Raw genomic sequence first — 26,912 nt, 5'->3', positions numbered from 1 at the left:
GTTCGGCTCGCATTGAACCCGGACGCGTCCGGTCGTTGGCTAAGCGCTTCAGAGAGCGCTCCCAGGTGCCGGGCGGGCGGCGGGTGTCGCTGGTCAGCGTTCCTTACGGCGCCCTGGCCTGCGCGTGGGGCAGCAGTGTTCAGGGGTCGTTCGTTCCTCGCGAGGCATTGACACCCATCCAGGGTTGGTTCAAAGTGACGTCTGCGAGAGCGCTCTCTCACACCCCTGACACACCGCCGACACCCGAGCGTCACGAAGGAGTCCCCTATGGAGTGGTCGGAACCCGCCCCCGGCCATCGACGCCCATCCCGATCACCGATGAGCCGGCGCACCCTGCGCATGGCCGCCATCGTGATCGCGGTGGCGGCCATCCTGGTCACCTACATCACCGTCGTCACGACCCGTAACGCCGACGCCGCCGAGACCCTGCTGTCGCAGGGCAAGCCGACGACCGCCTCGTCGACCGAGAACGCCGGCACCCCCGCCAGTGCCGCGACCGACGGCAACACCGGCACCCGCTGGTCCAGCGCCTTCAGCGTCCCGCAGTGGATCCAGGTCGACCTCGGCTCCTCCCAGTCGATCACCCGGGTCGCGCTGAACTGGGAGGGCGCGTACGCCACCGCGTACCAGATCCAGACCTCCGCTGACGGCAACACCTGGACGAACGTCTACACCACTACGACCAGCACCGGCGGCCAGCAGAGCCTGCCGGTCACCGGCACCGGCCGCTACGTGCGGGTCAACGCGACCGCGAAGGCCACCCAGTGGGGCGTGTCGCTGTGGGAGTTCCAGGTCTTCGGCGGTACCCCTGACAACCCCGGCACCTGCGGCACCACCAACGCGGCCCAGGGCAAGCCGGCCACCGCGTCGTCGACGGAGAACGCCGGTACCCCGGCCTCGGCCGCGTTCGACGGCAACACCGGCACCCGCTGGTCCAGCGCGGCCGCTGACCCGCAGTGGCTCCAGGTCGACCTGGGCTCGGCCGTGTCCGTCTGTGGCGTCTCGCTGAACTGGGAGGCCGCGTACGCGACCGCCTACCAGATCCAGGTGTCCACCAACGGCACGAGCTGGACGAACATCTACAGCACGACCGCCGGCACCGGTGGCGTGCAGACCCCGGCCGTCACCACGACGACCGGTCGCTACGTGCGCGTGAACGGCACCGCCCGGGCCACGGTCTACGGCTACTCGCTGTGGGAGTTCCAGGTCTTCACCGGTTCCGGCCCGTCGAACCCGACGTCGCCCTCGCCCTCGACGTCGTCCAGCGGACCGACGCTGCCGACCTCCGACACGCCGGACTTCGGCCCGAACGTGCGGATCTTCGACGGGTCCTCGTCGGCGGCGACCATCCAGGCGGCCGTCGACGCGGCCTTCAACGCGCAGCTGCGCAGCCCGACCGCGCAGTTCGGCACCCAGCGCCACGTGTTCCTGTTCAAGCCCGGCACGTACGGGCGGGTCTGGGCCAACGTCGGCTTCTACACCACGGTCGCCGGTCTCGGCATCAACCCCGACGACGTGACGATCAACGGCGCGGTCAACGTCGACTCCGGCTGGAACTACGGCGACGAGTCCAACGCGACGCAGAACTTCTGGCGCAGCATGGAGAACCTGTCGATCGTGCCGGAGGGCGGCATCAACCGGTGGGCCGTCTCCCAGGCCGCCCCGATGCGCCGCGTGCACATCAAGGGCAACCTGACCCTGGCCCCGTCCAACCAGGACAACGGGCAGGGCTACTCCAGCGGTGGCTACCTGGCCGACTCCGTCGTCGACGGCTACGTGACCTCTGGCTCGCAGCAGCAGTGGTACACCCGCGACAGCCGGATCCAGCGCTGGGACGGCGGCGTCTGGAACATGGTCTACTCCGGCGTGCAGGGCGCCCCGCCCAACGCGTTCCCGAACCCGCCGCACACCACCCTCGCGACCACCCCGGTCACCCGCGAGAAGCCGTACCTGTACGTCGACAGTGCCGGCCTGTACCGCGTCTTCGTGCCGAACATCCGGCGCAACTCCGCGGGCGCCACCTGGCCGAACACGCCCGGCACCTCGATCCCGATGCGGAACTTCTACGTCGCCAAGCCCGGTGACAGCGCCGCCCGGATCAACACCGCCCTCGCCCAGGGCCTGAACCTGTTCTTCACCCCGGGCACCTACTCCCTCGACCAGACGATTCGGGTCACCCGGGCCGACACGGTGGTCACCGGCATCGGCTACCCGACCCTGATCCCGGTCGGCGGCGTCGAGGCGCTGAACGTCGCCGACGTCAACGGGGTCAAGGTCAGCGGCCTGACCTTCGACGCCGGCACGACCAACAGCCCCACGCTGATGACGGTCGGCACGGCCGGTGCGCACACCGACCACGCGGCGAACCCGATCAGCATCCAGGACGTGTTCTTCCGCATCGGCAGCAGCGTCCAGGGCAAGGCCACCACCACCCTCGCCGTGCACAGCGATGACACGATCATCGACCACATCTGGGCCTGGCGGGCCGACCATGGCGGCGCACCCACCGGCTGGACGGTGAACACCGGCGACACCGGCCTCCTCGTGAACGGCGACGACGTCCTCGCCACCGGCCTGTTCGTCGAGCATTACCAGAAGTACGAAGTGATCTGGAACGGCAACCGCGGCAAGACGATCTTCTTCCAGAACGAGAAGCCGTACGACGTGCCCAACCAGGCAGCCTGGATCGGCCCTCGCGGCAACGGTTACGCCGCCTACAAGGTCGCCGACACCGTCACCGACCACGAACTGTGGGGCGGCGGCGTGTACTGCTACTTCAACGTCAGCCCCGCCGTCCGCGTGGACCGAGGCTTCGAGGTGCCCAACCGGACCGGCGTCCGGCTGCACAGCGTCATCACGGTCTCCCTCGGTGACGTCGGCACCATCGCCAACGTCGTCAACGACACCGGCGGCGCCGTCCCCAACCCGGCCGGCAACACCACCCCGCGCCAGGTCGTGAACTACCCCTAACCCCCCAACCCAACGCAACACTGACGTGACCCAGGCGGCCACCGGTGCAACCCGCACCGGTGGCCGCTCGGCCATGGTGTCGATGTTGAACCGGCTGCCTTCGGTACACGTGAAATCGGGTGTGGCCCGGCCGCCTTCCGTGCCACCCTTGCCCGACGTCATCGCTGCGAAGGAGAGCCCGGTGACAGCCCAAGACCGCGTCCAGGACCTCAACCGGCAGGCGTGGGACCATGCCGTCGACCGTGGCGACAATCCGTACACCCACATCGTCTCCTCCGCGCGCGTGGCCGCGGCTCGACGAGGCGACTGGTCACTGACCGTCAGCGAGCAGCGGCCAGTGCCGAGACACTGGCTTGAACCACTCGCCGGGGCTCGGGTGCTCTGCCTGGCTTCGGGTGGCGGGCAACAGGCGCCGATCCTGGCCGCTGACGACACCGCCACCGTCGAAGAACTCCGCCACGAACGAGCACAACTCCCGATACCGACCTGATCGCCCCACGCACCGACCCGCCGCGCACGCAAAGATGGCGAGATGCTTGATCACGTTCCGCGCTGTGCCGTCGATCAACACGTCAGCGGCCGGAACAGCCGTCGCTCGCCGCAGGCCGCACGGACCCAGTCGCGCTCAGGCCTGCTCTGTCGCCGGTCTGGCGCGGGTCGCCGCGATCGCCTCCTCGGCTCGGCCCGCGCGGATCAACGCCTTCGCCAACAGCATGCGGGACCATCTTTCGGTGGCCGGGCTGAGCATGGCGATGGCCTCGTCCGGTGGACCGTGGTCGGTCAGCAGGGCGGCCAGGCGTTCGCGGGCGTACCCGCTGCCCGCCTCGGGATCCGCTCGCAGCTCGGCGATCGCCTGCTCGTAGCGGCCGCATTCGACCAACGCCTCGATCCATTCCAGGCGCAGTCTGACCGGGTCCGGCCAGACCTCGGCGACGACCTCGGCCACAGCGGCCCGTGCCTCGTCCAGGCGGTCGTGCTCGATCAGCAGCACGCACAGCGGGCGCAGCACGGCCGGCTTCGCGACGGCCGCCGTCCGCAGCACGGTGACCGCCTCGTCGACCCGACCGTGCCGGGCCAGCAGGTCGGCGAGAAGGCACGGCTCGTCCTGGCGGACAACCCGCCCCAGTTCCGCCGCCGCGGCGTAGTGGGGCAGGCCGTGCTGCTCGTGAGTGCGGCGCACCCGTGCGGCGCGGGGCGCCAGCACCGCCACCGCGTTGTCGATGCGGCCCTGTTCCTCGTGCCAGCGAGCGAGTCGATGCGCGCCGTACCTACGTCCGCTGCGGTCGTCACCGGCGGCGAACTGCGCGAGCGCCGCGGGGTCGTGACGGGCGAGCAGATCGGCCAGGTGTTCGGCGTCCGCGATGTTGTACGGCCCTTCGCGGCGAAGGCCGTCGGACAGCGCGGCAATCGCCTCCTCCAGCCGGCCGCCGCGTTCCAGCACGGACGCCAGCAGGCTCTCCAGGCCGAGCCGCCCGGCGTCGATCCGCGACCGCAGCAGCTCGATCACCTCGTCGTCGCGGCCCAGGCCGCGGGTCAGTTCGACCGGCACGTCGATCGGGTACATGTAGTCAACGAGGCCCTGCCGCAGCATGGCGAGCACGTCGTCGGCACGGCCCTGTTGGATCAGCAGCGTCCCGAGGCGTTCCACGGCCTCGGGATGGCCCTCGTCGGCGTACGGGCGCAGCATCACCATCGCCGCGTCGACGTCGCCGGACTCCGCGAGGTACCCGGCGTAGTCGTCCACGACCCGCGCTGCCCAGTCCGTACCGACGAAGGGCCGCAGCAACGTCAGGGCTGCCGCCGGCGGCTCGCCGCGGGCCCGCAGCAGCCGTGCCAGCATTTCGGCGCATTCGTAGTCGCCGTCGTCAGCCTCGCGGCGCAGCAGGTCCAGATGTCCGTGCTCCGCGAGCAGCCGCACGACCGATTGCGGCAGCCCATCCCATGGGGACCTGGCAGCGTCCATGGGAGGCACCCTAACCTCGCGCCTTCCGTCAAGGATGCAGCGGTGCCGTGGCGTGGAACGGGGACCGTGCCGCGGCCGAGCGAAGCCGATCAGTCCGGCTGGCAGTCCCGGCGGAACGATCGAGTGGCTGGTCGACGATTGACGTCGACCGCGTGGCCGCCCAGTCCTGTCAACCAAGGTTGACAGAGGCTCGTGTGTCAAGTTAGGTTGACAGGCATGTCGATCCTGGCTGACGCATCGGTGCTTGACGTGGTCGTTGTCGGGGCCGGGCCGACGGGGCTGCTGCTCGCCGGTGACCTTGCCGGTGCAGGCGTCCGTGCGGTCGTTCTCGACCGCATCGCCGAGCCGGTCCAGATCCCGAAAGGGAACGGCGTTGTCGGTCGGGCCGCGCTGGAGTTGCGGCGGCGCAAGCTCCTGCGGGGCACCGGGCTGCGGGTGGTGCGGCCACCGCGGTTTCGCTTCGGCCCGCTCACCCTCGAGCTCGGCCTGCTGCGCGGTCCGCTGCACGTGCTCCCGGTGCCACAGCACCGCCTGGAGAGCCTGCTGGCGGAGCGCGCCGTGCGCCTCGGTGCCACAGTATTGCGTGGGCACGAGGTCACCGGGTTCGAGCAGGACGGCAACGGGGTGACCGTCCAGGCCACCGCCGAAGGCTCGTCCGTCGAGCTGCGCGCCCGGTACCTCGTAGGTTGCGACGGCGCACACAGCTTTGTGCGCAAGAGCCTCGGCATCGGCTTCCCCGGCAGCACGAGCACCAACATCTCCCGGCTGGCCCGGGTCACCATCCCGGCGGGAGCCGTGGCCCGGGTCGGCGATCGCATCCACCTGCGCGGCATCGGCCGGCTCGTGCCCTTCCAGCCCAACCGGACCGCACACGGGTCGATCACCATTGCCCCCGCCGATGTGCTCGACCGCGCTGCCCCGGATGACCTGTACATCGTCAGCACGCACGAACCGCGCGGTGACAGCGAGCCGACCAATGAGCTGAGCGACGACGAGCTGCGGGCGAGCCTTCGCCGCGTCCTGGGTGCCGATCTGCCGTACACGACGGCCTCTGCCGCGAGGAGCGTCGTCGCGAACAGCCGGCACGCGGAACGGTACCGCGACGGCAGGGTCTTCCTCGCCGGCGACGCCGCGCACATCTTCAGCGCCGGCGGCTCCGCCATCAACGCCGGCCTGCTCGACGCCGTCGCCCTCGGCAAGACCCTCGCCGCGGTACTGCGCGGCGCAGCGCCGCAGACCCAGCTCGATGCCTACCAGTCGGAGCGGCACCCCGCCGCGCGACGCACCCTCGCGCTCACGCGCCTGCAGGTCGCGCTCGAAGCCGGCGACGAGACCGGCGAGGCACTGCGCGACGTGCTCGGCGGGCTGATGCAGGACCGCGCCACCGCGCGCCGGATCGCGACGCTCATCGAAGGCTGAGCGGCCGTCTCCGCGCGGCGCCGCACGGACGGTGGGGCGGGGCAACCTTGAGCGGGTGGTGCGGGTCTATCTCTCCGATGGTCATGTACGTTGCGGGCCGGAGGATGGATGCGCGGGATGGCTCGTGGCGGGTGGCTGTCGCTGGCGCCGTGGCGGCGGGCGCCGTTGTTGCTGCTGCGGCGGCCCAGTGTGGCCGTCGCGATCGCGGTCGCGACGGCGGTGGCGGTCCTGCCGGCGGCGGCCGGTCCGCTGTTCCTGTCGTCGGCCGGCAGCGCGACGCTGCGGGCGAGGAGCGCCGCGGTGTGCCCGGCGGCCCTGGGATCGCAGGTGATCGCGCCGGAGCGGGCCGTCGACCCCGCCGTGCTGGCGGCGGCGGTGACGCAGGAGGCGCAGGCTGCGGCGGACGGGCTCGGCGACCCCGCCGTGACCCTGGTCAGCGCGCAGGTGGCGGTCGGCGACAACAGGGTCAACATCGCCGGGCGGAGCGGCTTCGAGGGGCACGTCCAGCGGATCGCCGGCGGTCCCGGCCACGGACTGTGGCTGCCTGACCGGTTCGCGGCCGAGCACGGGCTGCGGCCCGGGGACACCCTCACGATCTCCCCGAACGTCGAGGCGTGGACCGCCGACGGCCGGCGGCAGGTCTGGCAGCCGACGGCGGTGCCGGTCGTGGCGATCTACCGGGACCTGCGCGACCGGTCCGGCGACGACCCGTTCTGGTGCGGCATCGCGACGCTGTACCGCGGCGACCCGGCCCAGCAGGCGGGCGGCCTCGGCAGCGACGTGCCGGTGCTCGACCTGCTCCTCGCCGACCGGGCGACCATGCTGGCGGTCGCGAGCGGCGCGCACATCCAGACCGCCCAGCGCATCGAGCGGGCCCCGGCGACGATCGACCTGACCGCGTCCGAGGCGACCCGGCTCGCCGCCGGCATCACCGCCATGCACGACCGCCTGCGCACCACCGCGTACGACGGCCGGATCCTGTACCGCACCGCCCTGCCGCCGCTGGCGGGCCGGGCGGCGCTGGTCGAGCGGGAGCTGCGCGGGACGGTGCTGCCGATCAGCGCCGGCGGCCTGCTGGTCGGCCTGTCGGTCGTGATGGCGGCGGGCGCGTTCTGGGTCCGCCGCCGCGAACGGGAGCTCGTCGTCCTCGCCACGTTCGGCGCGACCGCGCGCTGGCTGGGGGTCAAGGCCGCCCTGGAGGCGTTGCCCGCCCTCGCCGCCGGCGCCGCGGGCGGCTGGGCCCTGGCCCGGCTCCTGGTCACGCAGGTGGGGCCGAGCAGCGACGTGTCGGGCGCGGCGCTGGCGCAGTCGCTGATCGCCGCGGTGTCCGGGTTCCTCGTCGCGACGGCGGTGCTGGGCGTGACCGCGGGCGTCGCCTGCCGGCCCCTGACCGGCGTGCCCAGCCCCGAAGCACGTGCCCGGCGCCGGCTGGCCGCGGCGCCGTGGGAGCTGCTGCTGCTCGCCGCCGCGGCCGGGTACTGGTCGACCGGCGGCGACCGCTCCATGGTGCGGCTCGGCAGCCAGTACGGGACCATGGTGCAGATCCCGGCGAAGCTGCTCGTCGTGCCGATGCTGGCGATCCTGTGCCTCTGCGTCCTCGGCGCGCGCCTGGCGACGGCGGCCGTCAGGCGCCGGACCCGCACGACGACGGCGGCGCGGTCGGCGGTGCGGCTGCTGTACCGGCGGCGGCTGCGACACTCCGCCGCGGCGGCGGTGACCCTCGCCCTCATCACCGCGGTGCCCGTCGCGGTGGCCGTCTACGGCGCGACGGCGACCGGGACCGTCAGCGCCACGCTCGCCGCGCAGGCCAGGCTCGGCGCCGGCAGCGACGTGGTGATCACCCTCGCCGAGCCGGGTGTGGTCCCCGCGGCCCTCGCCGGCCGGGCCACGCCGGTGCTGCGCCTGGACTACGTGCAGCTCGACGACCAGCAGGTGTCGCTGCTGGCGGTCGACCCTGCGACGTTCGCCCGCGATGCGTACTGGGACGACCGCCTCGACGACACCACCCTCGCCGAGGCGACCCGCGCCCTGCGCGCGCCACCCGGCGGCGGTCTCGCGGCGGTCGCGTCCGCGCCGGTGCCGGACGGCGCGGCCACGATGACGTTCGGCGGCGACGCGCCCGTCGAGCTGGACGTCACGTCCCTGGCGGCGCTGCCCGCCCCGCGCGGCGGGTATCCGGTCCTGCTCGTCGACCGGGCGGCGCTCGGCGAGGAGGCGCTCGCTCGGGCCGTGCCGCAGCTGTGGGTGCGCGGCGACCCGGCCCCGATCCGCGCGGCCGTCGACGCGGCGGGCCTGCGGGTCGCGGTGTTCTCCGTCGCCGACGACCGCCACGCGAGCACGTTCTACCAGCCGGTGACGTACACGTTCGCCTACCTGTCCGCGCTGTCGCTGCTCACCGCGACGGTGGCGATGGTGGGGTTCCTGCTGTACCTGGAGTCGCGGCTGCGGGTGCTGCGGCGCGGCTACGTGATGCTCCGGCTGATGGGGCTGCGCTCCGCGGTGCAGGGGTGGCTGCTGCTGGCGGAGTTCGCGGGCTCCCTCGTCGCCGGGTGCGCGGCCGGGCTCGGCCTGGCGGTCACCGCCGCCGTGACGGTCCGCGACCAGCTCAACGTCGACCCGGCCGCGGCGCCGGGCACCGTGCTGTCCTTCCCCTGGTCGGTGTTGGCCGGCCTGCTCACGGCGGTCAGCTGCTTCGCCGTCCTGGTGGCGGCGGTGACCCACTGGCGGCTCACCCGCAGCCGGACCTCGGAGGTGCTGGGTGACATCGACTGAACAGGGCGCCGGCTGCGTCGGGGTCTCCCGCTCGTACCGCGTCGACGGCCACCTGGTGCCCGCCCTGGTGGACGTGGACGTCAGCGCCCCCGCCGGCATGATCACCGCGGTGATCGGCCCGTCGGGCTCCGGCAAGTCGACCCTGCTGCGCCTGCTGACCGGCATGGACAGCCCCGACGAGGGCACGGTCACGATCGCCGGGCAGGACCTCGGCACGCTGCCGGCGGCCGGCCGCGCCCGGCTGCGCCGCGAACGGCTGGGGCTGGTGCGCCAGGACCCCGGCGACAACCTCCTCGCCTACCTGACGGTCCGCCAGCATGTCCGGCTCGCCGCGCAGATCCGCGGCGTGCCCGAGGCGACCGGCGAGGCGCTGCTGGAGCCGCTCGGCATCGCCGGCAGGGCGGACCACCTGCCGCACCAGTTGTCCGGCGGAGAGCGGCAACGGGTCGCGATCGCGTTCGCCGCCGTCGGCCCGCCGTCGGTGCTGGTGGCGGACGAGCCGACCGGCCAGCTCGACCACGGCAACGTCGACGCGGTCGTCACCGCCCTGCGGGTCATCGCCGACGCCGGCGTGGCGGTCATCGCGGCCACCCACGACCCCGCCGTCTGGCAGCGCGCCGACCGGGTGGTCCGGCTGCAGGCCGGCCGGGTCGTACGGGGGATGCTGTGACGACGCCGGTGGTGACGACCCACTCGGTCACGCGCCGCTACCCGGGCGCGGGAAGGGTCACCGCGCTCGACGGGGTCTCGGTGGAGATCCACGCCGGCGAGCTGACCGTCGTGGCGGGCCCGTCCGGCTCGGGCAAGACCACCCTCATCAGCGTCCTGGCCGGGCACGAGCGGCCGGACGCCGGCACGGTGCGGACGCGGCTCGGCAGCCGGTGGCACGAGACGAGCTTCGTGCCGCAGTCGCTCGCCCTCCTGCCGGAGCTGAGCATCCGGGAGAACGTCGAGCTGCCCGCGCTGCTGTCGGACCGCACCGGGTCCGACACCGACGAGCTGCTGCGGACGCTGGACCTCGCGCACCTCGCGGACCGGCTGCCCGCGCAGGTGTCCGGCGGGGAGCAGCAGCGCGCGTCCCTCGCCCGGGCCCTGCGCCTGTCGCCCGCGCTACTGCTGGCCGACGAGCCGACCGGACACCAGGATCCCGCCCGCGTCCAGCTGCTCCTGGACGTGCTGCGGGCACACGCCCACGCGGGCAACGCCGTGGTCGTCGCCAGCCACGACGAGCAGGTGATCGCCGGTGCCGACCGAGTCCTGACCCTGCGCGACGGCCGGCTCGCCGCGGACACCCGCCCCGCCGCCGAGAGTCCTGCCCCGCGCGGCTGACGGCGGCTTCGCCAAGGGCGGTCCGGGGCAGAAGTCCCGGGCTGGACAGGCCCGCCGGGCGGCGCAACGATCGGGGGATGGTCGAGCCGGATGTCTCGCAGGCGCTGCGGACCGGGCCCTTCGCCGTGGCGTTGGACGTGGCGGTCGAGGCGAGCGGGCTGACCCTGGAGCGGCTCGCCGTGTTGCTGGGGGAGCGTGGTGTCGGGCTGTCGCGGGCCACGCTGTCGTACTGGCGGTCCGGCCGGTCGCGGCCCGAACGCGCCGGGTCGCTCGCCGCGTTGCCGGTGCTCGAGGACATCCTCGCGGTGCCGGCCGGGTCGCTGACGGCGCTGCTGCGGGCGCGGGGGAGTGAGCCCCGCTGGGCGCACCGGCCGCGGGGGTCGGTGTCGCGGCGGCGGTTGTGGCCGGGGCGGCCGGCGCTGCTGGTGGACATCGACGCGCCGCCGGACGGGCAACTGGAGTTCCTCGCCATCGACGACCTGTTCGTCGTCGAGAGCGGCGCGACGCGCCTGCTACAGGTGCGGCTGGTGGTCCGGGCCATGCGCGACAACGTGACCCGGGCCGTCGTGTTCTACGAGGCGGACCACGACGGGCCGCCACCGCAGTGGACCGGCTTCTCGCACTGCCGGCCCGGCCGGGTCCGCACCGAAGGCCGGGTCAGCGTGGCCGAGCTGATCCTCGGGCACCGGCTGCACGTCGGCGAGCACGCCGTGCTGAAGTACGAGCTCCGGTTCGCGGTCGGGCCCGAGGCCACCGACCGGTACTACCGCACGTTCACCCGGCCGTGCCGGCTGTGGGCCTGCCAGGTGGTCTTCACCGGTGCCCTGCCGGCGCGGGTCCTCGGCTACCGGCAGCGCCACCTCGGCGACGACCCGGCCGACGTGACGGAGCTGTGGACCGGCGACGACCGCACCGCGGTGACGGTGGTCGAGGACGTCCGGCCCGGCATCGTCGGCTTGTACTGGCGCACGTAACAGTCGTAACAGTTGCGCGTAACACCGGAAAAGCCTGGTCCGCGCCGTGTCAAGGCGGCGTAACTTACGCGGGACAAAGACCTTCTCCATCGACGTGCGCCGTTCTTAGGGTGTCGGCACCATCCGAGCCACCCGAAGGACGTGACGATCACCATGCGAACCCGTCGCCTGCTCACGGCGGCCGTCGTGACAGTGCTGAGCCTGGCACTGACACCCGGCACCGCCTGGGCCGAACCCGAAGGGACCGTGCGGCACAACGCCAGCAGACCGGTCCCCGGCGCCTATCTGATCTCGTTGAAGACCGGGGCCGTCGCGGCCGCCGACACGCAGGCCGTCGCCGAGGCGGCCGTCGCCCGGTACGGCGGCCGGCTGCACTCCGTCTACCGCAGGACGATGTCCGGCTACGCCGTGGAAGGGCTGTCCGAGCAGGCGGCCCGCCGGATCGCGGCCCGGCCCGAGGTCGCCCGGGTCACCCAGTCCGGCACCGCCGGGATCGGCGCGACCCAGCAGAACCCGCCGAACTGGGGCGTGGACCGCATCGACCAGCGCGACCTGCCGCTGAGCCGCTCCTACACGTACGACGACGCGGCCGCCGGCCAGGGCGTGACCATCTACGTCGTGGACACCGGCATCCGCTTCAGCCACAGCGAGTTCGAGGGCCGCGCGAAGCTCGGCGTGGACTTCGTGTCCCCGTCCACCAACGGCGGCGACTGCCACGGTCACGGCACGCACGTCTCCGGCATCGCGGCCGGCAAGACCTACGGCGTGGCGAAGAAGGCGAACCTGGTCTCGGTGCGGATCCTCGGCTGCCAGGGCACGGGCCAGGACATCGACGTCACCCGCGCCGCCGAGTGGATCACCGCGAACGCGGTCAAGCCCGCCGTGGTGAACCTGTCCGTCTACACCGACGACCCCGACATCGCCGCGGACGGCATCCGCGCCTCGATCGCCTCCGGCGTCCAGTGGTCGCTGATCACCGGCAACAACGGCGGCAACGCGTGCAACTACGGGCCGGGCGGGCAGATCCCGGAAGGGGTCCAGGTCGGCAACGCCACCTCCAGCGACACGAAGGCCGGCGACTCCAACTACGGCACCTGCATGGACCTGTTCGCGCCCGGCAGCAACGTGCTGTCCGCGTACCACACGTCCGACACCGCCAGCACCACGATGTCGGGCACGTCGATGGCGGCGCCGCACGTCGCCGGCGCGGTCGCGACCTACCTGACCGGTCACCCGTCCGCCACGCCGGCGCAGGTCCACGCGTGGGTGACGGACAACGCCAGCACCGGCAAGATGTCCGGGCTGCCGGCGGGCACGCCGAACAAGCTGCTGTACGTCCCGGCCGCCGGCGGCCCGCCGCCGACCGGCGACTACACGCTGTCGGCGAGCCCGGCGTCGGCGACGGTGCAGGCCGGCGGCTCGGCCACCAGTACCATCGCCGCGACCGCGACCGGCACCGCCGTCCCCTCCGTGGTCGGCGGGCAGCCCACCACGGTCGAGCAGCACCCCTACATGATCTCGCAGCGCCGCGAGGGCAGCAGCTTCCCCGGCCAGCAGTCGTGCTCGTCGACGCTCATGGGGCCGCACACAGTCCTCACCGCGGCGCACTGCCTGATGGAGAACCCGGGCCGCAAGTGGTACGTGTACGGCGCGACCAACGTCAACGACCCCGGGTTCGTCGCGGAGATCGCGTCGTCCTGGGTGCATCCGCAGTACACCGGATGGCAGCAGGGCTATGACGTCGCCGTCGTGACCCTCGACCGGGACGTGCCGGTGCCGGCCGGCATGACCTACCCGACGCTGAACACCTCCACGTCCAACAACACCCCCGGCACGATGGGCATGGCGATCGGCTGGGGCAAGACCGGCGCCGACACCTACTCGGAGGTGCTGCGCAAGGCCGACGTGCCGGTCGCGCCGGACTCCGGCTGCCAGGGCCGCTACACCGGCCAGTACAAGACGCCGGCGATGCTGTGCACCGGCTACGCCGACGGCCACGCGGGGGCCTGCGTCGGCGACTCCGGCGGCCCCTACCTGGTCGGCAACACCGTGGTCGGCGTGTTCTCGTGGATGTCGACCGCCTGCGACTGGTACGCCGTCTACACCAGGGTGTCGACCTACGCCGCCGAGATCGCGGCGCAGCTGCCGGGCGGCAACCCGCCGCCGGGCGGCGACATCACCCTGTCGGCGACCGGCCTGCCCAGCGGCGCGACCGCGTCGTTCAGCCCCGGGAGCATCAGCACCGGCGGCACGGCCACGCTGACCGTCACCACGTCCGCCGGCACGCCGGCCGGCACCTACCCGATCACGGTCACCGGGACGAAGGGCGCCACCACCGCGCAGGCCACCTTCACCCTCACCGTGCAGGGCGGCGGCACCCCCGGCCCGCTCGCGCTGACCAACCCGGGCACGCAGAACTCCGTCGTGGGCAGGCCGGCCGCGCTGACCCTGCGGGCGCAGGGCGGCACCACCCCCTACCGCTTCACAGCGTCCGGGCTGCCGACCGGCCTCACCCTGAACCCGTCCACCGGTGTCGTCAGCGGCACCCCGACGACGTTCCAGACCGCGAACGTCACCGTCACGGTGACCGACGCGGCCGGCCGCACCGCGCGGGCGACCTTCTTCTGGTTCGTCATGCCCTTCTGAACCACGCTGGCGCGCCCGGTCACCCCGGGCGCGCCGGCGGTCAGCGGGCGTTGCGGAGCAGGGCCAGGGTGTGCACGAGGGAGAAGCGGCGGGTGCCGCCGCCGAGCTCGTCCCACGGCTTCTTCCACGGCATGCGGCGGGCCACGTCCCAGGCGGTGTCGCCGGGGCCGGCGATGGTCCGGGCCTGGTCGACCTCGGCCTGGTGGAAGGCCTTGAGCTCCTCGGCGCGTCCGGCGACCTCACGGTACGGGAACTGGTGGGCCGGGCAGGCGATCGCGGCGCCGAGGTCCCGGATGCGGTCCAGGGAGCGGAACAGGTCCCCGGCGGGGTCGTCGCCGGGGCGGTTCACGATGGCGAGCTGGGTCGGGCCCTCGGCCATCATCGTGTCGCCGGTGAAGACCAGCCCGCGGGTGTCGAAGTACACGGTGTGCCCGTACGTGTGGCCGGGGGCGTGCAGGGCGCGGATCGTCACGTCGCCGAAGCCGAGCTCGGTGTCGCCGGTCAGCGCGGTGTCCAGGCGCAGCGACTCGTGGTGCTCGGCGACCTTCACCGCGTCGGCGTACATGCCGTCGACGACGTCGCGCGGCGCGCCGGTCAGGTCCAGGGCGGTGCGCAGCTGCTCGAGGAAGCCGCCGCGGACGCCGTGCATCGCGGCGAAGTCGTCGGCGGCGCCCATCATCACCCGGGCACCGGACACGGCGCGGACCTGGTCGGCGAACCCGACGTGGTCGGGGTGGTTGTGGGTGATGAGGACGGTGCAGATCGCCTCGACGGAGTGCCCGATCGCGGTCAGGGACCGCCGGAACGACGCCCAGCAGGACGGGTGGTCGTAGCCGGCGTCGATGAGGACCAGCCCCGCCCGGGTCTCGATGAGGAACACGGTGACGGCCCGCAGCGCGCTGCCGTGCAGGGGCACCGGGACGGCCCACACACCGTCGATGACCTGGGCGGGAGTGGGGACCTCACGGGCGCGGTAGCTGGCGGCGTGCGCCTCGCTCACGGGTATGGACATCGCGGGGGCCCTCCCTTACTGTTGGCAAGAACATACCGGATGGTCGGAATTTAGTTCAAGGAGTCCGATGACCGAGGAGCGGACCGGTTTCCGGCTGTGGGCAGCCGCCGAACCGGACTTGTGCGCGATCGTGACCGCCGACGACCGGCGGATCTCCTACGGTGCGCTGTTCGCCGAGGTCAACCGGATCTCGCACGGCCTGCGCACCCGCGCGGGGCTGCGGGTCGGCGACACCGTCGCGGCGGTGATGACCAACAGTCCCGGCATGGTCGCGCTGTACCTCGCGGCGATGCAGTCCGGGCTGTACCTGGTGACCCTCAACTACCACCTGACCGAGCCCGAGGTCGCCCACATCCTCGCCGACAGCGGGGCCAAGGTCGTCGTCGCCTCCGAGCGGGTCGAGACGGTGGTGCGAGCCGCCGCTCCGGACGACACCAAGGTCTACATCGACGGCACGACGATGCACGAGCTCACCGACGGGATGCCGGACACCAGCCCGCAGGACACCCCGGCCGGCTCGCTGATGATGTACACCTCCGGCACCACCGGCCGCTCCAAGGGGGTGAAGCGCCCGCTCAGCGGCATCGACGCGGACACCGGCGCGCGCACCTACGTGTGGCTGTTCGCCGAGTTCGGGATGCAGCGCGCCGCGTTCGGGTCGTGGCTGGTGTCGGCGCCGCTCTACCACTCCGCCAACATCACCCCGGCGATGGGCGCGCTGCACGCCGGCGGCACCCTGGTCCTGATGGACGGCTGGACCCCGGAGGGGTTCCTGCGCCGGGTCCAGGAGCAGCGGGTCACCGGCACCAGCATGGTGCCGACGCACTTCTACCGGCTGCTGCAGCTGCCCCGCGAGGTGCGCGACGGCTACGACGTCTCCTCCCTCGCCTACGTGCTGCACGGCGCGGCGCCGTGCCCGCGGGAGGTGAAGCAGCGGATCCTCGACTGGTTCGGCCCGGTGGTGTACGAGTACTACGGCTCGACGGAGGTCGGCACCACCGTCGCCCGGCCGCACGAGTGGCTCGCCCACCCCGGCACCGTCGGCCGGCCCGCCTCGATCTCCACCCTGAAGATCCTCGACGAGCAGGGCGCCGAGGTCCCCGTCGGGCAGACCGGCATCGTGTACATGCGCCAGGGCAACGACAAGGTCGAATACCACAACGACCCGGGCAAGACCGACGGCGCCCGCCGCGACGGCCTCATGACGGTCTGGGACGTCGGGCACGTCGACGAGGACGGCTTCCTGTACATCACGGGCCGGGCAGCCGAGCTGATCCTGGTCGGCGGGGTCAACGTCTACCCGGCCGAGATCGAGGCGGCGCTGCTCACCCACGAGTGGGTCGCCGACGCCGCCGTCATCGGCGCGCCCGACCCCGAGTTCGGCGAGGTCCCGCAGGCGCACCTTGTCCTGCGCGACGGCGCCCCCGACGGGGACACGGTCGTCGCGGCGCTGCGGGCGCACCTGGAGACCCTGCTGGCGAAGCCGAAACGCCCGCGCGACTACGTCGTGCACGACGCGCTGCCGCGGGACCCGAACGGGAAGTTGTACAAGCAGCGGCTCAGGCCGGTAGGGGAGGTCACCGCCCATGGACTTCGATGACAGCGACACCGACCTGGCGTTCCGCCGGGAGGCCGGCGCCTGGCTCGACGAGGCGCTGCGGGACGTGCCCGACCAGGAGGAGCTGACCCAGGAGCAGCGCGAGCACTGGTCCCGGGTCTGGCAGGACCGGCTGTGCGCCGGCAACTGGGCCGGGCTGTCGTGGCCGGCCGAGCACGGCGGCCGCGGCATGGACTCCCTCGCCCAGGCGATCTTCAACGAGGAGGCGGCCGTCCGCGGCGCCCCCTACCCGCTCAACGGCGTCGGCATGATGCTGGCCGGGCCGACGATCATCGCCCACGGCACCCGCGAGCAGCAGGCCCGGCACCTGCCCGGCATCCTGCGCGGCGACGAGTACTGGTGCCAGGGCTTCAGCGAGCCCGGCTCCGGCTCGGACCTGGCCAGCCTGCGCACCGCCGCGACGAAGGTGGACGGCGGCTGGCTGGTCAACGGGTCGAAGATCTGGACGTCCAACGCGCACAACGCCTCCAAGTGCCTGCTGCTCGCCCGTACCGACGCCGCCGCACCGAAACATCAGGGCATCAGCTACCTGCTGGCCCCGATGGACCGGTTCACGGTCCGGTCCCTGGTGATGATCAACGGGGACACCGAGTTCAACGAGATGTTCCTCGACGACGTGTTCGTGCCCGACGAGGACGTGCTCGGCGGGGTCGGTAACGGGTGGAAGGTCGCCCTCACCACCCTCGCGTTCGAACGCGGCAGCATGGCCCTGAACCTGTGGGTGTGGGCCCGGCAGGCCGTCGACCGGGTCATCGACGTCGCGGTCGAGCGCGGCGTCGCCGGCGACAGCGCGTTCCTCGACGCGGTCGGCCAGCTGCAGTGCGACGCCGAGGCGGTCCGGATCGGCTCGATGCGGATGCTCGGCGAGACCCAGGCCGGTGGGGTGCCTGGACCCGAGACCTCGGCGCTCAAGAGCCTGTGGGCCGGGGTCGTGCAGACCGCCAACCGGCTCGCGGTGCAGCTCGACGACGGCGGCGGGGTGCTGCTGGACGGCGCGGGCGCCGCCGCCCGGATGCGCCGCTACCTGCGCGCCCGCGCGCACACCATCGAGGGCGGCACCGAAGAAGTCCAGAAGTCGATCCTCGCGGAGCGGGTCCTGCACCTGCCCCGTTCACGCTGAGCGGAGCCCGGCATGCGCGCGACATTCACCCAGGAACAGCTGGAGATCGCCAAGACCGTCCGGTCCCTCGCGGAGGGGGAGGGGGTCACCGCCAGGGACGCCCTCGAGTGCGGCTGGCAGGCCCCGGCGTGTGACGGCCCGTTGCTGGACGACTTCGGTCTCCTCGGGGTGTCGGAGCAGGCCGGTGGCATCGGCTCGGACCTCGTCGACCTGCTCGTCGCCGTCGAGGTCCTCGGCGAGCACCTGGTGCCGAGCCGGTTCCCGGCGCACGCCGCCGCGGTGCAGCTGCTCAGCGGTGCCGGCGGCCCGCTGCCCGAGGACGTCCTCGCGGGGGAGCGGGTCCTCACGCCGGCGATGGACGGCGCGGGTCTGGTCCGGTACGCGGCACAGGCCGACGGCCTCGCCGTGCTGTTGCCGGGCCGGGTCGGGATCGCCCCGGTCGAGGGGGTCGTCGCGCGGCAGTCCCTCGACCCGTCGGTGCCGCTGTCCGACGTCACCCTCACCGAACCGGTGAAGGTCACCCCGGCCGGCACCGGGCCGTGGCGGGCCACCCTGGTCGTCGCCGCCGAGCTGTGCGGGGTCGCGCAGGGCGCCATCGACCTCGCCGCCGAGCAGGCCCGCACCCGCGAGCAGTTCGGCCGGGTGATCGGCTCCTACCAGGGGGTCGCGTTCCAGCTCGCCGACGCCGCGACGGTCCGCAAGGCCGCCTGGGACCTCACGCTGTACGCCGCGTGGGCGGTCGACAACGGCCGGCCCGACGCGGAGATCCAGGTGCACGCCGCGAAGGCCGCGGCGGGCCGGGCCGCGGTCTTCGCCGCCGAACGCTGCATCCAGGTGCACGGCGGCATGGGCATCACCATGGAGGCCGATCCGCACCTGTTCCTGCGCCGCGCGCTCGTGCTCGACGCGGTGCTCGGCGCCGGCTCCTGGCACCGCCGCCGCGTTGGAACCCTGCGGGTGCGGGCCCGTCAGGCGCAGTCCTGACAGCAGTCCTGACATAGGCGCTGGCCTGCGAACATCTTGCGAATGCCGGCGCGGTACCAGTAACATACCGGCTGGTCGGAATAAACGAGGAGAGATCGTGAAGTTCGGCATCATGAACCTGTTCCCGGTGAACGAAGGCACATCGGACCACCAGGTGCTGCGGGAGACGCTCGACGAGATCCAGCTGGCCGACGAGCTCGGCTTCGACTCGATCTGGCTGGCCGAGCATCACTTCTCCAAGTACGGCATCCTCGGCAGCCCGATCAACTTCGGCATGGCCGTCGCGGAGCGGACCAAGCGCATCACCATCGGCACCGCCGTCCTCGTCCTGCCGCTGCACCACCCGCTGCGCCTGGCCGAGGACATCGCCGCCCTCGACGTGCTCAGCGGCGGACGGGTGTCGATCGGCGTCGGCCGCGGCTACCAGCCGTCGGAGTTCGCCGGGTTCGGCGTGCCGCTGGAGGAGTCGAAGCAGCGCTACCAGGAGACCCTGGAGATCCTGCGGCTCGCCCTGTCGCAGGAGAACTTCTCCTACCACGGCGAGATCTTCCACTACGACAACGTCACCACCTACCCGCGGCCGTTCACCCCGGGCGGGCCGCCGATCCTGCAGGGCACCGTCTCCCCGGACAGCTTCCGCGAACGCGGCGCCGTCGGCGAGTCGATCATCACCTCGCCCAACTTCACGCCGCTGGGCATCATGCAGAAGAACTTCAGCCTGTACCAGCAGGCCATGCGCGACAATGGCTTCGACATCACCACCTACGACCTGCCGTTCATGCAGCAGGTCTGGTGCGGCGACGGCGAGGCCGGGCTGCGCCAGGCCGCGCAGGCCGCGATGCAGTACTACAAGTCGGTCGGCAAGGTCATCCCCGGCTCGGAGGAGGCGATCGAGAAGGAGCGCTCCTACTACGCGGCCGTCGCCAAGAACATCGAGCTGCTGACCCTGGAGCAGACGCTGACCCACGGCGGCAACTTCGGCTCGGCGCAGCAGGTCATCGACACCATCGAGATGCTCCGCGAGCAGCTCGGGATCAACCACTACATCGGCTGGCTGCGGATCCCGACGCTGGACCGCGCGGCCGCGCTGCGTTCCATGGAGGAGTTCGCCGGCAAGGTGATCCCGCACTTCCGTGCTCAGGCCCAGGCCCAGCGCCAGGCCCAGCAGCAGGCCCCGTCCCCGTCCCAGTCTCAGGACAAGGCCGCGGCGGTCGTCGGGTGAGGATCAGCTGCTTCCTCAGCGCCCAGTTCGACCCGTCGGCGTCCGCCGCCGACGGCATCGACGACGTGCTCGCCCAGGCGGCCGCGGCCGAGGCGGCCGGGTTCCACGCCGTCTACCTCGGCCACCACTACCTGGCCAAGTCCGCGTTCGTCCAGCCGGTCCCGCTCGCCGGCTATCTCGCCAGCGCCACCACCCGGGTCCGGATCGGCTTCGGCGTCCTGCTCGCCCCGCTGCTCAACCCGATCGCGCTCGCCGAGGACCTCGCGTCGCTGGACGTGCTGTCCCGCGGCCGGCTCACCGTCGGCCTCGGCGCCGGCTACCGTAAGCGCGAGACCGCCGCCTTCGGTGTCGCGTGGGACGACCGGCTGCGCCGGCTCAGCGACTACGTCCCGCTGCTGCGGGCCCTGTGGAGCGGCGCCACCGTCGACGCGCACGGCAGCTGGGGCGAGGTCCCCGGCGCGTCGCTGGCGCTGCGGCCCGTGCAGCCCGGCGGGCCGCCGCTGTGGATCGGCGCGTTCGCCGAGGCCGCCGTGCGCCGCGCCGCCCGCCTCGACGCCCCGTGGCTGATCGGCCCGAAGGGCGACGACACGGAGCTCGCCCGGCTGCTCGGCGTCTACCGCGACGTCCTCGCCGAACATGGCCACAGCCTGGACCGGGAGTACCCGATGAGCCGTGAGGCGTGCGTCGGCGACACCTACGCGACGGCCGTCGCGGCCGTCCGGCCGCACCTGCAGCGCCAGTACGCCGGCTACAAGTCGTGGGACGACGCCCAGGCCATCGACGTCGACCGGTACCTCGCCGAGGACTGCCTGGTCGGGTCCGCGGACGAGATCGTGGCGAAGCTGCGCCGCTGGGAGACCGAGCTCGGCATCACCGAGGTGTCGCTGCGGCACCAGTTCGTCGGCGCCGGCCAGGACGAGGCCATGGAGCAGCTCGCCCGCTTCGGCGCCGAGATCATCCCGCGGGTCACCACCCCTGCCGAGGTGACGACGTGAGCGGCCCGGAGCGCAGCGGAGGAGCCGCGAACCAGGATCGCAGGGCTGGCCTCAGGTCGACGCCGGAGCGCAGCGGAGGTGACGACGTGAGCAACCTTGCCCGCATCCTGGAGCACCGCGCCGCCGACCGGCCGCGGGTGCCCGCACTGTACGGCGACGACGGCCGGTCCTGGACGTTCGAGGAGGTCGACCGGCTCGCCGGGGGCGTCGCCACGGCCCTGCGCGCCGAGGGGATCGGCGCGGGCGACCGGGTCGCCTGCTACCTCACCAACGGCCCCGAGATCGTGTTCTTCCTGTTCGGCGCCTGGAAGATCGGCGCCGTCCCGGTCACCGTCAGCAGCCTGTACAACGCCGCCGAACTCGCCGAGTCCCTCACCAAGACCGCGCCCCGGCTGCTGGTCGTGGACGACCGGCGCCCGGACGTCATCGCGGGGCTGCTCGCCGGCGGCCCGGACATCGAGGTCCGGTCCGTCGGCGGGACGGTCGCCGGGGTGCCCAACCTGGCCTGGCGGCAGCAGGTGAGCGTGCCCGCCGTGGACGTCGCCGGCGACGCCGAGGCCTGCATCCTGTCCACCGGCGGCACCACCGGCCGGCCGAAGTCGGTCAGCGTCACCCACGGCGGCACCCGCGCCTCCCTCGAACGCCTCGCCCGGGTCTCCACCGGCAGCGACGCCGAAGGCACCGCCGCCACCGACGCCAAGGCCAACCTCATCGCGCTGCCGCTGTTCCACAGCGGGGGCCAGCACTCGCTGCTCTTCGCGTTCTTCGTCGGCCGGCCCGCGGTCGTCTGGGAGCGGTTCGGCGTCGACCGGCTCGCCGAGCTGATGGACCGGTTCGCGTTCGACAACTTCTTCTTCCTGCCCACCATGGTCTTCGACATCGTGCACTCGGACCGGGACCTGCCCTTCGCAGGGGTCAAGTCCGTCCTGGTCGCCGGGCAGGCGATCTCGTGGCCGGTCCGGCGCGCCTTCGAGGAGCGCTACCACGTGCCGATCCTGGTCAACTACGGCTCGACCGAGGCCGGCCACATCGCCGGCTGGAACGGCCGCGACATGAAGGCCGGCCGGTGGAAACCCGGCTCCGCCGGCCGGGTCTACCCCGGCGTGGAGCTGGAGATCCGCGACGGCGACGGCACGGCCCTGCCGACCGGCGCCGAGGGCGAGGTCGTCGTGCGGTCCGAGCTGACCAAGGGCTACGTCGACGACGCCGAGGCGTCCCGCGAACTGGTCCAGGACGGCTGGGTCCACACCGGAGACATGGGGTACGTCGACGCGGACGGCGTGCTGTTCCTCGTCGGACGCAAGCGCGACATGATCAAGTGCGGCGGGTTCCAGGTGTGGCCCGAGGAGATCGAGGACGAGCTGCGCGAGCACCCGCTCGTCCACGACGTGCGGGTGCTCGGCCGGCCCGACGACCGGCTCGGCGAGATCCCGGTGGCGCTCGTCGTGCGCGCCGCCGACGACACCGTCCCCGACGGCGAGCTCGCCGACCGGATCGTCGCGTTCGCCCGGGACCGGCTCGCGCACTTCAAGACACCGCGGCGGATCGAGTTCGTGCCCGAGCTGGAACGCAGCAGCACCGGCAAGATCAGCCGGGCCGCCGGAGAGGGGCACCGATGAAGTTCGGGATCATGGCGTCGCACCAGTACCCGCACGGCGACGACCTCGGCAAACACCTCAGCGACCTGTTCGGCACCGTCGAACTGGCCGCCGAGCTCGGCTACGACTCGGTCTGGACGATCAACCACTTCCAGTCCAACCTCAACACCCCGCAGCCGATCTCGATGACGGCGAGCCTCATCCCGCGCTCCGGGAACATGCTCATCGGCACCGGCATCCTGCTGCTGCCGATGTTCCACCCGGTGCACATCGCCGAGGAGTTCGCCACCCTCGACCACCTGTCCGGCGGCCGGGTGATCCTCGGTGTCGGCGCCGGCTACCGCGAGAACGAGTTCGCCGCGTTCGGCATCGACCCCGAGACCCGCTTCCGCCGCCTCGACGAGAGCCTGCGGCTCATCCGGGCGCTGTGGGGCGGCGAACCGGTCACCACCGACGGCGAGTTCTACCCTCAGAAGGACGCGACCATCGGCATCCGGCCGCTGACCCCGGGCGGGCCGCCGATCTGGATCGGCGCCGGCGGCAAGAAGGCGGTCCGGCGGGCCGCCCGGCTCGGCGACGCCTGGTACGCGCCCGGCAACTCGCCGAGCCGCCGGTTCCTGCCCGAGCACCTCGCCGTCTACAACGACGCCCTCACCGAGTACGGCCGCGACACGTCCCGGATCTCCCGGCCCGTCGGCGTCGAGCTGTACTGCGCCCCGACCACCGAACGGGCCGTCGAGGAGGCGCTGCCGCACGCCCGGGTCGAGTACTCCACCTACGCGGAGTACCCGGCGCTGCGCTGGCAGCGCGACCGCTTCGACGAGCTGGTCCGCAACACCCTGCTGCTCGGCTCGCCCGAGTTCCTCATCGAACGCATCAGCGCGCTGCGCGACCTGGGCTTCGACCATCTCATCTTCCGGCCCGGCTGGCTCGGCATGCCCACCGAGCAGGTCCGTGCCTCCCTGCGCCTGTTCGCCTCCGAAGTGTTCCCCGCCTTCCGTCAGTAAGGAATCCGCCGTGAAGAAGACCGAAGCCGAGCTGCTGGAAAACCAGTGGGACGTCGAGAACATGGAGGTCGACCCGGAGGTCCTCGCCAAGTACGTCCGCTACGACGTCGACGAGGCGCGATCCGTCGCCACCATCACCTTCGACCGCCCGGACCGGCTCAACGCGATCCCGGTCGCCGCGTTCGAACGGGTCGGCGACCTGGTCCGGGAGGCCGAGGCCGACGACCGGGTCAAGGTGATCGTGTTCAAGGGCGAGGGTGAGCACTTCGGCACCGGCGCCGACGCGGCCGAGCTCGGCCACTACATCGGCTACAAGTCCGGCACCGACAAGGCCTCGCGGCGCCGCCCGGCGCAGCGGCAGCGGATCCTGCCGGACCGCAACGTGCTCAGCTCCGGCTTCACCCGGCCCATCATCGAGTCGCTGAAGGCCACCATCTGCCAGGTCCAGGGGTACTGCTACGGCGGCCACTTCCAGATCGCGCTGTCCGCCGACATCGTCATCGCCGCCCCCAACGCCCGCTTCACCCACCCGGCGTTCCGCTACCTCGGCCCGGCCCCGCAGGACATGTACCACTGGATCGAGAAGGTCGGCCTGACCACGATGAAGGACGTCATGCTCACCATGCGCGCCATCGGCGCCGAGGAGGGTGAGCGCAAGGGCCTCGTCACGAAGGTCGTGCCCCTCGAAGACCTGCAGCGCTGGACCGACGACTACGCCGACGCGATCGCCGTCATGCCGCTGGACTCGCTGATGATGGGCAAGTCGATGATGCAGGTCGTCATGGAGGCCCGCGGCAAGGGTCTCGGCGCGATGACCGGCTGGGTCGGGCACGGCTGGGCCACCAACGTCAGCTTCGAAGACGGCGACTGGAACTTCCTCAAGGAGCGCCGCGAGAAGGGCATCCGGCAGGCGCTCGAGGACCGGGACCGGATGGTCGCGCCGTACTTCCGGCTCAGCGAGTCCCGTTCGCAAGAGGAACCCGCGTGAAGTTCGGCATCCTGCTCGACCACCAGTACGAGCCCGGCGACGACCTGCACCGGCGGACCGGCGAGATCGTCGAGTACGTCCAGCACGTCCGCGACCTCGGCTACGACTCGGTCTTCGGCATCCACCACTACCTGTCGTCGCTGTCGACGCCGCAGCCGCTGCCGCTGCTGTCCCGGCTCATCGACCACTCCGGGACGATGGAGCTCGGCACCGGCATCCTCATCCTGCCGCTCGGGCACCCCGTGCACTGGGCCGAGGAGATCGCCACCATCGACCAGATGTCCGGCGGCCGGTTCGTCCTCGGCATCGGCTCCGGCTACCGCGACGACGAGTTCGCCTCGTTCGGCATCGAACGCCGCACCCGGGTGTCCCGGATGAACGAGTCCCTCGACGTGATGCGGCAGCTGTGGACCGGTTCGCCGGTGCACCACAAAGGGCAGCACTTCTCGTTGGACGGCGTGCGGTGCAGCGTGCTGCCGGTGCAGCGGCCACACCCGCCGGTGTGGGTCGGCGCCAACGGGCCGATCGGCATCGCCCGGATAGCCCGGCAGGGGCTGCCGTGGCTCGCCCCGTCCAACGTGCGGCGCAACTGGGCCGTCGGCAACCTCGCCGACTACCGCGCCGCGCGCCTGGAGGCCGGGTTCACCGAGGACGGCGCGGTCTTCCCCATCCACCGGGACCTGTGCGTCGCGGACTCGTTCGACGACGCCTACGCCATCGCCGGCGACGCCGTCCAGCGCTCCTACGGCGAGTACGTCCAGTACGGCATGGACTACTTCGAGACCCAGTGGGAAGGCATCAAGGAGAAGGCGCTGTTCTTCGGCTCGCCCGACGACATCGCCGCGAAGGTCCGGGACTTCGCCGACGCCGGCTTCAACCACTTCGTGTTCCGGGCCCAGTGGCTCGGGCTGCCGATCGCCCGCTCGATCGAGATCGTCGAACGCTTCGCCCGCGAGGTCATGCCGAGGTTCCGCCCATGAAGATCGGTCACGTCATCGTCCCCGCCGACGCGCTCGACGCGCAGCTGGCGTTCTACACCGCGCTCGGGCTGACGACCCGGTTCCGCGACGGCGACCGGTACGCCGCGGTCACCGACGGCGCGGTCACCATCGGCCTCGCCGACGCGTCGCAGCAGCCGGTGCCCGGCCGGACGGTGCTGAGCATCCAGGTCGACGACCTCGCCGCGCTGGGCTACTCCGGCGACGACGTGGTGACCGGGCCGCACGAGCGGCGCGTGCTGGTCACGGATCCGGGCGGCAACCCGGTCGTGCTGTACGAGCGGCTGCCGTGACCGGGGTCCGCGGCGGGCGCGCCGGCCGGCTGGGCGATGATCATCAGGTCGAGGCGGTCACCGCCGACCTCAGCTCGGTCAACCGACCGTACAAGGCCCACGCGGGCCTGCGTATCACCGACATCTGAACTCACGACAGGAGCCTTGGTGGATCTCACCAACACCGCCGCCATCGTCACCGGCGCCGCGTCCGGCCTCGGCGCGGCCACCGCCGCCGCGCTGACCGCGGCGGGCGCGACCGTGCACGGCTTCGACCTGGCCGACTTCGACGGCATCCAGGTCGACGTGACGGACCCGGACGCGGTCCGGGAGGCGGTCGCGGTCGCCGCGGGCGGCCCCGAACCGCTGCGGGTCGTCGTCAACTGCGCCGGGATCGCCCCGTCGGCCCGGATCCTCGGCCGCGGCGGGGTGCACGACCTCGCGATGTACGCCAAGGTGGTGCAGGTCAACCTGATCGGCACGTTCAACGTCATGGCCCTCGCGGCGGAGCGGATCGCGGCGACCGAGCCGGACGCGCACGGCCAGCGGGGTGTCATCGTGAACACGGCGTCGGTCGCCGCGTATGAGGGGCAGATCGGGCAGGCGGCGTACTCGTCGTCGAAGGGCGGCATCGTCGGTCTCACCCTGCCCGCCGCCCGCGACCTTGCCCAGCACGGCATCCGGGTCATGACGATCGCGCCGGGGATCATGTTCACCCCGATGCTGGAGACCGTGTCGGAGGAGTACCGGGCCGGTCTCGCCGCCGGCGTGCCCTTCCCTGCCCGGCTCGGCACCCCGGCCGAGTACGCGGCGCTGGCCCTGTCCATCGTCGCCAACGACTACCTCAACGGTGAGGTCATCCGCCTGGACGGCGCCCTGCGGATGGCGCCCCGCTGACAGGTTGCCGCGGCGCTGGGATCGCGCCGCGGCAACCTGGCCGGGTCGGGTGCGGTTCGACCGCCGCACCCTTCACGGCCGTCGATCGTGGTCCGGTCGGGTTGCGCGCCTGGCCGGACCACCGTCGT

General features: G+C 72.4%; 22 protein-coding genes. 20 read left to right on the top strand and 2 right to left on the bottom strand.

Going from position 1 to position 26,912, the window contains the following annotated elements; translation table 11 throughout:
- The first annotated feature begins 318 nt into the window (after positions 1–318).
- Both ABZ321_RS10385 and ABZ321_RS10380 read left to right on the top strand, forming a co-directional pair.
- On the top strand, positions 319–2,970 hold the full coding sequence (locus tag ABZ321_RS10385) for a discoidin domain-containing protein (protein ID WP_354890757.1): 2,652 nt from the start codon (positions 319–321) through the stop codon (positions 2,968–2,970).
- A 25-nt stretch (positions 2,971–2,995) separates the two neighbouring features.
- Positions 2,996–3,460: a hypothetical protein gene (locus ABZ321_RS10380; protein ID WP_354890756.1), complete on the top strand. Its 465-nt coding sequence runs from the start codon at positions 2,996–2,998 to the stop codon at positions 3,458–3,460.
- Between the two features lie 135 nt (positions 3,461–3,595).
- Here ABZ321_RS10380 and ABZ321_RS10375 read toward each other — a convergent pair whose 3' ends face one another.
- Positions 3,596–4,933 carry a hypothetical protein gene (locus ABZ321_RS10375; RefSeq protein WP_354890755.1) on the bottom strand — a complete coding sequence of 446 codons (1,338 nt, stop codon included), beginning with the start codon at positions 4,931–4,933 and terminating at the stop codon, positions 3,596–3,598.
- A gap of 216 nt (positions 4,934–5,149) precedes the next feature.
- Here ABZ321_RS10375 and ABZ321_RS10370 point away from each other — a divergent pair, with 216 nt between their 5' ends.
- The 6 genes from ABZ321_RS10370 (at position 5,150) to ABZ321_RS10345 (ending at position 14,073) form a co-directional block, all read left to right on the top strand.
- A complete protein-coding gene (locus ABZ321_RS10370; RefSeq protein WP_354890754.1) occupies positions 5,150–6,352 on the top strand; it encodes an FAD-dependent monooxygenase in 1,203 nt (400 codons plus the stop codon).
- Positions 6,353–6,469: 117 nt separating this feature from the next.
- Positions 6,470–9,124, top strand: a complete 2,655-nt coding sequence (locus ABZ321_RS10365; RefSeq protein WP_354890753.1) for a hypothetical protein — start codon at positions 6,470–6,472, stop codon at positions 9,122–9,124.
- Positions 9,111–9,794: an ABC transporter ATP-binding protein gene (locus ABZ321_RS10360; RefSeq protein WP_354890752.1), complete on the top strand. Its 684-nt coding sequence runs from the start codon at positions 9,111–9,113 to the stop codon at positions 9,792–9,794. Before ABZ321_RS10365 ends, ABZ321_RS10360 begins: the two co-directional genes overlap by 14 nt.
- A complete protein-coding gene (locus ABZ321_RS10355) occupies positions 9,791–10,453 on the top strand; it encodes an ATP-binding cassette domain-containing protein (RefSeq protein WP_354890751.1) in 663 nt (220 codons plus the stop codon). The genes ABZ321_RS10360 and ABZ321_RS10355 overlap by 4 nt, the downstream gene beginning before the upstream one ends.
- Positions 10,454–10,530: 77 nt before the next feature.
- Entirely contained in the window at positions 10,531–11,427 is an 897-nt protein-coding gene (locus tag ABZ321_RS10350) for a hypothetical protein (RefSeq protein ID WP_354890750.1), read from the top strand.
- A 153-nt stretch (positions 11,428–11,580) separates the two neighbouring features.
- Positions 11,581–14,073, top strand: a complete 2,493-nt coding sequence (locus ABZ321_RS10345) for a trypsin-like serine protease (RefSeq protein WP_354890749.1) — start codon at positions 11,581–11,583, stop codon at positions 14,071–14,073.
- Between the two features lie 40 nt (positions 14,074–14,113).
- Here ABZ321_RS10345 and ABZ321_RS10340 read toward each other — a convergent pair whose 3' ends face one another.
- Positions 14,114–15,085 (bottom strand): MBL fold metallo-hydrolase, encoded by a 972-nt coding sequence (locus ABZ321_RS10340; RefSeq protein ID WP_354890748.1) that lies wholly within the window; start codon positions 15,083–15,085, stop codon positions 14,114–14,116.
- Between the two features lie 67 nt (positions 15,086–15,152).
- Here ABZ321_RS10340 and ABZ321_RS10335 point away from each other — a divergent pair, with 67 nt between their 5' ends.
- The 12 genes from ABZ321_RS10335 to ABZ321_RS10280 all read left to right on the top strand — a co-directional run bounded on the left by ABZ321_RS10335 (position 15,153) and on the right by ABZ321_RS10280 (position 26,784).
- A complete protein-coding gene (locus ABZ321_RS10335) occupies positions 15,153–16,685 on the top strand; it encodes an AMP-binding protein (RefSeq protein ID WP_354890747.1) in 1,533 nt (510 codons plus the stop codon).
- A complete protein-coding gene (locus ABZ321_RS10330) occupies positions 16,672–17,823 on the top strand; it encodes an acyl-CoA dehydrogenase family protein (protein WP_354890746.1) in 1,152 nt (383 codons plus the stop codon). Before ABZ321_RS10335 ends, ABZ321_RS10330 begins: the two co-directional genes overlap by 14 nt.
- 12 nt (positions 17,824–17,835) lie before the next feature.
- On the top strand, positions 17,836–18,807 hold the full coding sequence (locus ABZ321_RS10325) for an acyl-CoA dehydrogenase (RefSeq protein ID WP_354890745.1): 972 nt from the start codon (positions 17,836–17,838) through the stop codon (positions 18,805–18,807).
- A 97-nt stretch (positions 18,808–18,904) separates the two neighbouring features.
- Entirely contained in the window at positions 18,905–20,029 is a 1,125-nt protein-coding gene (locus ABZ321_RS10320; protein ID WP_354890744.1) for an LLM class flavin-dependent oxidoreductase, read from the top strand.
- Positions 20,026–21,024, top strand: a complete 999-nt coding sequence (locus ABZ321_RS10315) for an LLM class flavin-dependent oxidoreductase (RefSeq protein WP_354890743.1) — start codon at positions 20,026–20,028, stop codon at positions 21,022–21,024. The genes ABZ321_RS10320 and ABZ321_RS10315 overlap by 4 nt, the downstream gene beginning before the upstream one ends.
- Positions 21,025–21,110: 86 nt before the next feature.
- Positions 21,111–22,643 carry a class I adenylate-forming enzyme family protein gene (locus ABZ321_RS10310; protein ID WP_354890742.1) on the top strand — a complete coding sequence of 511 codons (1,533 nt, stop codon included), beginning with the start codon at positions 21,111–21,113 and terminating at the stop codon, positions 22,641–22,643.
- Entirely contained in the window at positions 22,640–23,629 is a 990-nt protein-coding gene (locus tag ABZ321_RS10305) for an LLM class flavin-dependent oxidoreductase (RefSeq protein ID WP_344504952.1), read from the top strand. The genes ABZ321_RS10310 and ABZ321_RS10305 overlap by 4 nt, the downstream gene beginning before the upstream one ends.
- Positions 23,630–23,639: 10 nt before the next feature.
- Positions 23,640–24,617: an enoyl-CoA hydratase/isomerase family protein gene (locus tag ABZ321_RS10300; RefSeq protein WP_344504951.1), complete on the top strand. Its 978-nt coding sequence runs from the start codon at positions 23,640–23,642 to the stop codon at positions 24,615–24,617.
- Positions 24,614–25,597 (top strand): LLM class flavin-dependent oxidoreductase, encoded by a 984-nt coding sequence (locus ABZ321_RS10295; protein WP_354890741.1) that lies wholly within the window; start codon positions 24,614–24,616, stop codon positions 25,595–25,597. The genes ABZ321_RS10300 and ABZ321_RS10295 overlap by 4 nt, the downstream gene beginning before the upstream one ends.
- On the top strand, positions 25,594–25,908 hold the full coding sequence (locus tag ABZ321_RS10290; RefSeq protein WP_354890740.1) for a hypothetical protein: 315 nt from the start codon (positions 25,594–25,596) through the stop codon (positions 25,906–25,908). Before ABZ321_RS10295 ends, ABZ321_RS10290 begins: the two co-directional genes overlap by 4 nt.
- Positions 25,905–26,036 (top strand): hypothetical protein, encoded by a 132-nt coding sequence (locus tag ABZ321_RS10285; RefSeq protein WP_354890739.1) that lies wholly within the window; start codon positions 25,905–25,907, stop codon positions 26,034–26,036. The genes ABZ321_RS10290 and ABZ321_RS10285 overlap by 4 nt, the downstream gene beginning before the upstream one ends.
- Before the next feature lie 19 nt (positions 26,037–26,055).
- The gene (locus ABZ321_RS10280) at positions 26,056–26,784 is read left to right on the top strand and encodes an SDR family NAD(P)-dependent oxidoreductase (RefSeq protein ID WP_344504945.1); all 729 of its coding nucleotides are present in this window, start codon (positions 26,056–26,058) and stop codon (positions 26,782–26,784) included.
- Positions 26,785–26,912 lie beyond the last annotated feature (128 nt).

The organism is Dactylosporangium sp. NPDC006015 (assembly GCF_040614215.1).
GTDB lineage: Bacteria > Actinomycetota > Actinomycetes > Mycobacteriales > Micromonosporaceae > Dactylosporangium > Dactylosporangium maewongense.
This window is presented reverse-complemented; position numbering and strand designations above follow the sequence as displayed.